The organism is Streptomyces sp. NPDC048496, assembly GCF_043200055.1.
Taxonomy (GTDB): domain Bacteria; phylum Actinomycetota; class Actinomycetes; order Streptomycetales; family Streptomycetaceae; genus Streptomyces.
Map to the genome: position 1 here is coordinate 91,865 of NZ_JBICXB010000021.1, position 8,437 is coordinate 100,301.

Annotated in this window: 6 protein-coding genes; 3 read left to right on the top strand and 3 right to left on the bottom strand. The window is 69.1% G+C overall.

Translation table 11 applies throughout. From position 1 onward, the window contains the following. Nucleotides 1-45 precede the first annotated feature (45 nt). Nucleotides 46-1,740: an acetolactate synthase large subunit gene (locus ACGFSA_RS20220; protein WP_393305977.1), complete on the bottom strand. Its 1,695-nt coding sequence runs from the start codon at nt 1,738-1,740 to the stop codon at nt 46-48. Nucleotides 1,741-1,955: 215 nt separating this feature from the next. Here ACGFSA_RS20220 and ACGFSA_RS20225 point away from each other — a divergent pair, with 215 nt between their 5' ends. Further along, a complete protein-coding gene (locus tag ACGFSA_RS20225) occupies nt 1,956-2,693 on the top strand; it encodes a flavodoxin family protein (RefSeq protein ID WP_393305979.1) in 738 nt (245 codons plus the stop codon). 806 nt (nt 2,694-3,499) lie between these two features. Here ACGFSA_RS20225 and ACGFSA_RS20230 read toward each other — a convergent pair. Next, nucleotides 3,500-4,438, bottom strand: a complete 939-nt coding sequence (locus ACGFSA_RS20230; RefSeq protein WP_393305981.1) for a sigma-70 family RNA polymerase sigma factor — start codon at nt 4,436-4,438, stop codon at nt 3,500-3,502. Nucleotides 4,439-4,448: 10 nt separating this feature from the next. After that, nucleotides 4,449-5,639, bottom strand: coding sequence for an NAD(P)/FAD-dependent oxidoreductase (locus ACGFSA_RS20235; protein WP_393305983.1), 1,191 nt, complete (start codon nt 5,637-5,639; stop codon nt 4,449-4,451). 540 nt (nt 5,640-6,179) lie between these two features. On the opposite strand from ACGFSA_RS20235, the gene ACGFSA_RS20240 reads away from it, so the two are divergent. Together ACGFSA_RS20240 and ACGFSA_RS20245 are read left to right on the top strand one after the other, a co-directional pair. Next, nucleotides 6,180-6,575, top strand: a complete 396-nt coding sequence (locus ACGFSA_RS20240; protein WP_393305985.1) for a WD40 repeat domain-containing protein — start codon at nt 6,180-6,182, stop codon at nt 6,573-6,575. A gap of 25 nt (nt 6,576-6,600) precedes the next feature. Further along, nucleotides 6,601-7,827, top strand: a complete 1,227-nt coding sequence (locus ACGFSA_RS20245; protein WP_393305987.1) for a damage-control phosphatase ARMT1 family protein — start codon at nt 6,601-6,603, stop codon at nt 7,825-7,827. Nucleotides 7,828-8,437: the final 610 nt, after the last annotated feature.

Consider the following 8,437-nt stretch of genomic DNA (forward strand, 5'->3'; position numbering starts at 1 on the left):
TAGACCGACCCGCTGAGCGGCGTCGTCGCCTGTGGACACGTGGAGTCAGAACGGGCCGTGGAGCGCGCCGAGCCGCTCTGTGAGCCGCAGGTTCTCGGAGTAATCGACCGGGCAGGCGATCACCGACACCCCGTCACCGGCCAGCGCACGCTGCAGCACCGGCAGTAGCTGATCAGCCGTCTCGATGCGGTAGCCGTCGGCGCCGAAGCTCTCGGCGTAGGCGACGAAGTCCGGATTGGTGAAGCGGGTGTGGCTGTGGCGTTCGAGTTCGAGCTCCATCTTCCAGGTGATCAGGCCGTACTCCTCGTCGACCAGTACGAGGACCACCAGCGGAATGTTTTCGCGAACGGCAGTCTCCAGTTCCTGGGAGTTCATCAGGAAAGAGCCGTCGCCCATCATGGCCAGCACGCGCCGCTCCGGACGGGCGAGTTTCGCGGCGATGGCACCGGGCAGCGCGAAGCCCATGGTGGACAGCCCGTTGGAGACCAGGCAGGTGTCCGGCTGGTACGCCGGATACAGGCGGGCCATCCACATCTTTCCGGCGCCGGTGTCGGCGAGCACGATGTCGTCGCGCCCCAGTGCCGCTCGCACGTCGGCAACCACGCGCTGCGGCACGAGCGGGCATGCGTCGCTCCGTCGTCCGTACTCCAGCTCCTCGTTGAGCAGGGCCCGGATGTATGCACCGGGCCCTGACTCGTAGTCGAGGCTGTCCGGCAGCGCAGCCGCCAGCGCGTCCAGTGCCTGCGAAAGATCGCCCTCGACGCCGACTGTGACCGGATAGTGCGCATCCACCTCGGCGGGAAACCGGTGCAGGTGAACGATGCGCTTGTCACCGTCCGGATTGATCTTCACCGGGTCGAACTCCTGGACTTCGTAGCCGACGCACATGAGGACGTCCGCGGTGTCGAAGCCGAAGTTGGAATAGTCGTGGCGCATAAAGCCGACCGCCCCAAGTGCGTTCGGATGGTCGTCGGGGAAGACGCCCTTCCCGTGGAAGGTGGTCGCCACAGGCACGTTCAGCCGCTCGACAAAACGCATGAGAGCCTTGGATGCCTTGCCCCTCGCGGCGCCGTGGCCGGCAAGCACGACCGGTCGGCGCGCCGTCGCGAGAACCTCCGCGGCCCGGGCGATCTGGGAGGGCGACGGCGCGTCGGCGTGGACCGTGTCGACCTGCAGGGGGTTGAGCGGCTCGGTGATCCGTGAGGCTTCGATGTCCTCGGGGACCGCTACGAAGACCGCACCCGGACGCTCGCTCTGCGCGGTCTTGAACGCCTTCCGTACCATCTCGGGCACCGCGACAGGGCTGTGCACGCTCGCGGACCACTGGGTGACCGGCGCGAACATCGACACCAGATCGATGACCTGATGGGACTCCTTGTGTGCCCGGTTCAGCGATCCTTGCGCGGCGAGAGCCACGAGTGGTGTGCTGTTGGTCGTCGCGTCCGCGGCGCCCAGCAGGAGATTGATCGCACCGGGCCCCAGCGTGGCCGAGCAGACTCCGGCCCGCCCGGTCAGGCGTCCGTAGATCTCGGCCATGAACGAGGCGCCCTGCTCGTGGCGGACCAGGACGTAGCGGATGCGCGAGCCGTCCAGGGCATCGACGAAGCGGATATTCTCTTCGCCCGGGATCCCGAAGATGTATTCCACACCCTCGGCCTCAAGACAGCGGACCATCAGGTTCGCGACGTCCTCGGTCCCCGTCTCGGAGCTCTGCGGACCGGAGGTGCGGTGGGTGTCCATGGGCCGAACGTATGCGCATGCCGGAGGGCGAACCACGCACCGGCCCCCGGCCGGGTGAGGGACACGTCCGTCAAGGGCCGGCCAGCCGGGTGTTCGGCTGACGGAGTGATCACCGGTGTTCGACCGTGCCATAACAGTCGTATCCGGATCCCTGCCAGCACGATGGTCGGTGTTGCACCGCCGTGACGGCACGGCGGCGAAAGCCAGGAGGACCTGTGACCACCAAGTCGCCCAGTGCCGACTCGTCGCCCGCTCGCTACGACGACCTGCGCGCCCTCGTCGTCAACTGCACGCTGAAACGCTCACCCGAAGTCAGCAACACACAAGGGCTGATCGACAGGAGCCGGGACGTGATGGAGGCACAGGGCGTAAGCGTCGACGTCGTCCGGGCCGTCGACCACGACATCGCGACCGGCGTCTGGCCGGACATGACGGAACACGGCTGGGCCAGTGACGAGTGGCCCGCACTGTACGACCAGGTGATGGCGGCCGACATCCTCGTGCTGGCCGGCCCCATCTGGCTGGGAGACAACTCTTCAGTCATGAAGCGAGTGATCGAGCGGTTGTACGCGTGCTCGTCGATCCTGAACGAGGCCGGGCAGTATGCCTACTACGGGCGAGTCGGGGGCTGTCTGATCACGGGCAACGAGGACGGTGCGAAGCACTGCGCGATGAACGTGCTCTACAGCCTGCAGCACCTGGGCTACACGGTGCCGCCGCAGGCCGACGCCGGCTGGGTCGGGGAAGCAGGTCCGGGGCCGTCGTACCTGGACGAGGGCTCGGGCGGCCCGGAGAACGACTTCACCAACCGCAACACCACGTTCATGACATGGAACCTGCTGCACCTGGCACGACTCCTCAAGGACGCGGGCGGCATTCCGCCGCACGGCAACCAGCGCTCGGAATGGGACGCCGGCTGCCGCTTCGACTTCGACAACCCCGAACACCGCTGAAACCGGCAGCCGGAATGGCGACCGGGGCGATCCGGGGAAACCCGCGTAGTGGTCGCGCGGGAGGCGAAGCGAGGACAGCCACCAGCCTGGCAGGTCGACGGGCGGTAGCATGCGGGCCCTGTCCACCTTGATTCTGTCCGACGGACGGGCCTGCACAATGCGGTGAATGCGCCGGTTGGCCCGGGCCAGCCAGTCGGCCAGCTGCATGTTGAAGTCGGTCGGCGAGGCAAACACCCGCCCCGGCAGGGAGCTGGTCTCCAGAAAGCCATCGTCCCGCTCGACCAGCCCATTCGCTGGATTGGCGGGCCGGCACTTGACGATCCGGATGCCCAGCAGTCCCGCGAACGCCGCGAAGTCTTCCGTCAATTGTGGCCGTCCGCCCCCACGAACCGACCGCACCCTCGTTGTCTCAGACCAGGCCTTGGGAACGCGCCGAGCCCGGTCAACAGCCGCCAGTGGCCGGCGATCAGGTCCGCCGCACTCCTCGTCAGCACCATCGCCGCGGTTACCCACCGCGAATAGCCTGCCACGATCACCAGCACCGGCGGGCTCGCGGCCTGTCCGAACCTGAGCGGGATCTCCGCAGATGGGAACCACAGGTAGCACTGGGCCAGTTCGCCCGGTTCATAGCCCGTCCGGGAGACCGGGTCCGCCGCCCGATAGACCGGTCACAGTTCACGGCCCCGCTTCTTGATGACTTGCAGGGGAGACCGACGCGCTTCGGCCCCCGCGCCGCTGTGCGGCGCGGGGGCCGAAGGGGTGCCGCCCTCGCTCCGACTCAGGTCACTGGATTCCGGTGGCTCTGGTCACCATGCGTGGATGACCGGCGCGTCGGTTTCGTGCTGCCGCCAGGCCTCGTTGAGGCGCGCGAGCCGGGCCGCGGCGCCGATGCCGCGCAGGGACGCGACCTTGCCGTCGCTGACTTCGAACGCCACGGCGCCCACGACCCGGTCGTCGACTACGGCGAGGACGGCCGGGGAGCCGTTGACCCGCGCGATATGCATCGCGGGCGAGCCGCCGGCCAGCCGCCGCTTCGCCGGCGTGGGCTTGAAGCCGGCCCGCACGTAGGAGGCGACCCGCTCGCGCGTCTTGTACCGCAGCAGCCGCTTGCCCAGTCCGGCGCCGTCCGAGACCGCCGTCACATCGTCGGTGAGCAGCGCCACCAGCCGTTCGGTGCGCCCCGACGTGGCGGCGGCGAGGAACTCCTCGACGACCCGGCGCGCGGACGCGGGGTCGGCCTCGCCGCCGCGGCGGCGCTCGGCGGCGACCCGGATCCGGGCCCGGTGGACATGCTGCTGGCTCGCGGACTCGGTGATGTCGAGGATCCCGGCGATCTCGGCGTGGCTGTACGAGAAGGCCTCACGCAGGACGTAGACGGCCCGCTCGACCGGCGAGAGGCGCTCCAAGAGGGTCAGTACGGCCAAGGACACCGATTCGCGCTGCTCGAAGGTGTCGGCCGGGCCGAGCATCGGGTCGCCCTCGAGGAGTGGCTCGGGCAGCCAGGCACCGGCCGCTCGCTCGTGGCGCGCCTGCGCCGAGCGGAGCCGGTCGAGGCAGAGATTGGTGACGACCTTGGTCAGCCACGCTTCCGGCACCTCGACCCGTTCGCGGTCTGCGGCCTGCCAGCGCAGGAACGTGTCCTGCACGGCGTCCTCGGCGTCGGCGGCCGAGCCGAGCAGACGGTACGCGAGCGAGGCCAGCCGGCCCCGGCTGGCCTCGAACCGATCGATGGCTGCGCTGTCCATGCGGAACAGCCTATGCGGCGACCCTCACACCGGCCCGGTCAGGCGCGGTGGTAAGGCGGCGCTTGCGCTTCGGCATGCCGAAGGTCGGGTGGGCGATGCCCCACCCGGCCCCCTTGAGCACGCCCGACTTGAGCCGCGCGGCGGTCCGGCCGCCCAGGTACCAGGACTTCGACCGGACGTCCCCGTCCACCATCTGGAAGATCGCGTCCCGCCGCCCGAGGCTGATGTGGTTGCCGTAGTACTTCAGCCCGGTGGTCGGGACCTCGCTGCCCGTCAGGCGCGCGATGATCGCGGCGGTCGCCTGCATATTGGTGAAGCCGGCCGAGGCGCAGGACATCGGCAGCGGCCGGCCGTTCTCGCCGATCGCGTAGGCGCAGTCACCGGCGGCGTAGACGTCCGGGTGCGAGACCGAGCGCATGGTGCGGTCGACGACGATCTGGCCGGTCTCGGCGACCTCCAGGCCGCTGGCGGCCGCGATGGGGTGCACGGCGAACCCGGCCGACCACACGGTCACGTCGGCCGGGATGGACGTACCGTCGGCGGCGATCGCCCGTGTCGGCTCGACGGCTTCGATGCCGGTGTGCTCGTGGACGGTGATGCCGAGCCGGTCGAAGGCCTGGCGCAGGTGACGGCGGGCCTTCGTGGAGAGCCAGGCGCCCAGCTCGCCGCGGGCGGCGAGCGCGACCGAGAGGTCGGGCCGGGACTCGGCGAACTCGGTGGCGGTCTCGATGCCGGTCAGCCCCTCACCGACGACCAGCACGGTGCCGCTCTCGCCCAGGCCGGCCAGGCGCTCGCGCAGACGCAGCGCCGAGGACCGGCCGGTCACATCGAAGGCGTACTCGGCCACGCCGGGGACGCCATGGTGGGCGACGGAGCTGCCGAGCGCGTAGAGAAGCGTGTCGTACGCGAGCTCGCCGTCGCCGTCCTCGCCGGTCACCGCGACGATCCTGCGCTCGGGGTCGACGCCGGTGACGCGCGCCAGGCGCAGCCGCACCCCGGTGCCCGCGAATACGTCGGCGAGCTTGCGGAACGCGAGGTCCTGTCCGATCGCGAGCTGGTGGAGCCGCATCCGCTCGACGAAGTCGGGCACGGCGTTGACGACGGTGATCTCGGTGTCGGCGGGCGAAAGCCGGCGGGCCAGGTTTCCGGCGGCGAAGGCCCCGGCGTATCCGGCGCCGAGGACGATGATGCGGTGCTTCATGGCGTTGCTCCTGTCTCGTTCCCGTGCCCCTTGAACGAGACGGCGCCCCGATTACTGACAGGAGCCGGGTGTGACGTGGGTCACCGAACTGAGACGAGCGGCTGAGAGCCTGTCGGGTGACCTTCGATCGGAAAGCGGACGCGGTCTGGTGCGTGCGATTCCAAGGCGCTGGGATGGCCTTGTAGCGGAGCTACTAGGGCATTTTGGCAACGCGGGAAGCGTGCGTGCCAGGGCGTGGCCGCCCGATCAGAGGTCACCCGACAGGCTCTGAGCCTCCGACAGGCGCTTGGGCCTGCCTTGGGCAGTCGAAACGGGGCGCTGGTCAACGACCAATGGCTCGAACACCGTATGGTCCATCCAGTTCGCCGCCGAGGGCCGTACTGCCGTGGTCGGCGACGGGGCCGGCGGTGTTGGCATCATCGACACCTCGACCGCGACGGTCAGCCGGAGACTCCCGGCGGCCTACGGGCGCGTCTGGTCCTTGGCCGGCGGCGAGGAGCACGTCGCAGCGGCCTGCGGCGGCGACGGCTCCGTACGTGTGTGTGGCACGCCCTCGCCGGGGAGTTCAGAAGCCGGTTCTCCAGCCCCAGCGGGCGGGCGCGCGCCGTCACCGTGGACGTGCCAGGTCATCGCGTGGCGGTCGGGGCGGGAACCGGTGACATCGCGGTACGGCACCTGGGCACGGACAAGTTCACCTCTCACCTCTCCGGCCACACCGGCCGCATCCTCATGCTCGGCTTCACCAGCGGCGAGGATCACCTGGTGTCGGCCGCGGCTGATGGGACGGTGCGTCTGTGGTCGCTCGGCGAGCAGCGCCAGATCGCCGAGGTCAGGGTGGACGCCTCACTGCACTGCGCGGCCTTCGAACCCGGGACGGGCGAGGTGCTGATAGGCAGTTCTGCGGGGGTCGTGGCCTTGGAGATCAAGGACACATGAGCGACAAGCGAAGGGCTTGGACACCATGACAGAGAAGACTTCCCGCGCCTCGGGCGAAGAGGCCGACCGCAGCTCCGGCCCGGCCGCCGAAACCGGCGCGCCGGTCATCCTGAGTAACGAGCCCGGCTCGTTTGCCTGGGGCGTCCTGGCCAAACGCCATCCGGCCCTGATCCAGCAGGTGCGAGACGCCTTCCCGTACGGCCGCCGACAGCACGAGGCCCTCGACGCCCTGCTGGACGAGATCGCCAACCGTGTCGTCGAACCGCTCGCCCTCTCGGAGCACGACCACGGGCCCTGGTCGGACTGGGGGCGGGAACACGTCGGGCGATCGTGGTTCGACACCCCGTTCCTGTGGGCGGAGAGCTTCTTCTACCGCAGGCTCCTCGCCGCGATCGAGTACTTCGGTACGGGCCCGTGGCAGGGAATCGATCCCTTCGCCCCTTTCAAGCAGGCCGAACTTCGCGGCACGGCGGTGGACGAGGAACTGCGGGCCTTGGACGCACTCGCCGACGCCCCGGTCGACGAGCGTTCAACGGCTCTGCTCCACGCCTCGCTCTGGGGCAACCGCGCAGACCTCGGCTTCCGCGTCGCGGCGGGGGAACCGGCCCTCGGCGAGGCCGACCCTGGCCTGGTCGCCGACGACAGCGCCGTGCTGTGGCAGCTGCTGCCCGCTGGAGCGCTGTCCACCGTCGCCGTGGTGGCGGACAACGCGGGACGAGAACTGATCCCGGACCTGATCCTCATCGACCACCTCCTTGGGCACCAGCGCGCCGAACGGGTCGTACTTCACGTAAAGCCCTACCCGTACTACGTCTCCGACGCGACGACGGCAGACGTCGTCGATTGCCTCCGCCGCCTCATCCAGGCGCCCGGTGAAGCCGGCAGGATCGGCGGGCGCCTGTGGGAGGACATGGCGACAGGCCACTTGGAGGTGCGGACCCATCCGTTCTACTGCGCTCCGCTGCCGTACGAGGACATGCCTGAGGACCTGCGGATGGAGTTCGCGGCCGTCACGCTGACTATTTTGAAAGGCGACCTCAACTACCGCCGGCTCGTGGGCGACCGGCTGTGGGACGCGACGACGCCGTTCGCCGACCTCACTGCGTACTTCCCAGGCGCTGTTGCGACACTTCGCACCCTCAAGTCCGATGTCATCGTCGGGTTGGAGCAGCAGACGTTGAATGGCCTCGAGCGGTCCGGTTCGGCCTGGCGTACCAGCGGCACTCACGCTCTGATCCAGGTTCGACGGTAGACCTGGCGGCCATACGACTCCTCGCTCAACAGACCTCACGCTGCGAGCGGCCGCGCATTATCGGCCCGGCCGCTCGGCGCCTGAGAGCCTGTCGGGTGGCCGGTTGATTACGCTGCGATGTAGTCCTCGACGGTGTCGGCTCTTGCGGTCCTGCGGTGGGATTCATGGCTCCACCGCAAGGACTGCCCGGCGTCGCTGCTGCGCCATATAGCCGGCCGAGCAGAGCGACCCCTTCAGCGGCAACAGCTCCGACGCGTGGATGGTCGCACAGGACAGTGAGCGATGCGGCTACCCGAGGCGCCAGAACGGTGGTCATGATTCGGTAGACGTCTCCGGCGTCTTTTGCCGAGAGACGGTGCGGCCTCGTGGCGGCGCCTTCAATGCGCTCGTGAATCTTGAACGCCTTGGCGATGAGCAAGGCTGCCGGCCCCGCCACGTATGCCTGAATGTGACGGGAATCGGCTGGGCTGAGAGCCTGTCGGGTGGCCGGTTGATTACGCTGCGATGAGGTCCTTGATGGTCTTGGTTCGGGCGGTCTTGCGGTGGGATTCATGGCTCCACCGTGATGGCTGCCCGGCGAGCCGGACGAGCATCAGGCGGATCATCGCCA

Excerpts from the sequence above, each read along its gene's own strand:
- ACGFSA_RS20235 (WP_393305983.1), bottom strand. The coding sequence starts at position 5,639 with ATGAAGCACCGCATCATCGTCCTCGGCGCCGGATACGCCGGGGCCTTC.
- ACGFSA_RS20220 (WP_393305977.1), bottom strand. The coding sequence starts at position 1,740 with ATGGACACCCACCGCACCTCCGGTCCGCAGAGCTCCGAGACGGGGACC.
- ACGFSA_RS20245 (WP_393305987.1), top strand. The coding sequence starts at position 6,601 with ATGACAGAGAAGACTTCCCGCGCCTCGGGCGAAGAGGCCGACCGCAGC.
- ACGFSA_RS20230 (WP_393305981.1), bottom strand. The coding sequence starts at position 4,438 with ATGGACAGCGCAGCCATCGATCGGTTCGAGGCCAGCCGGGGCCGGCTG.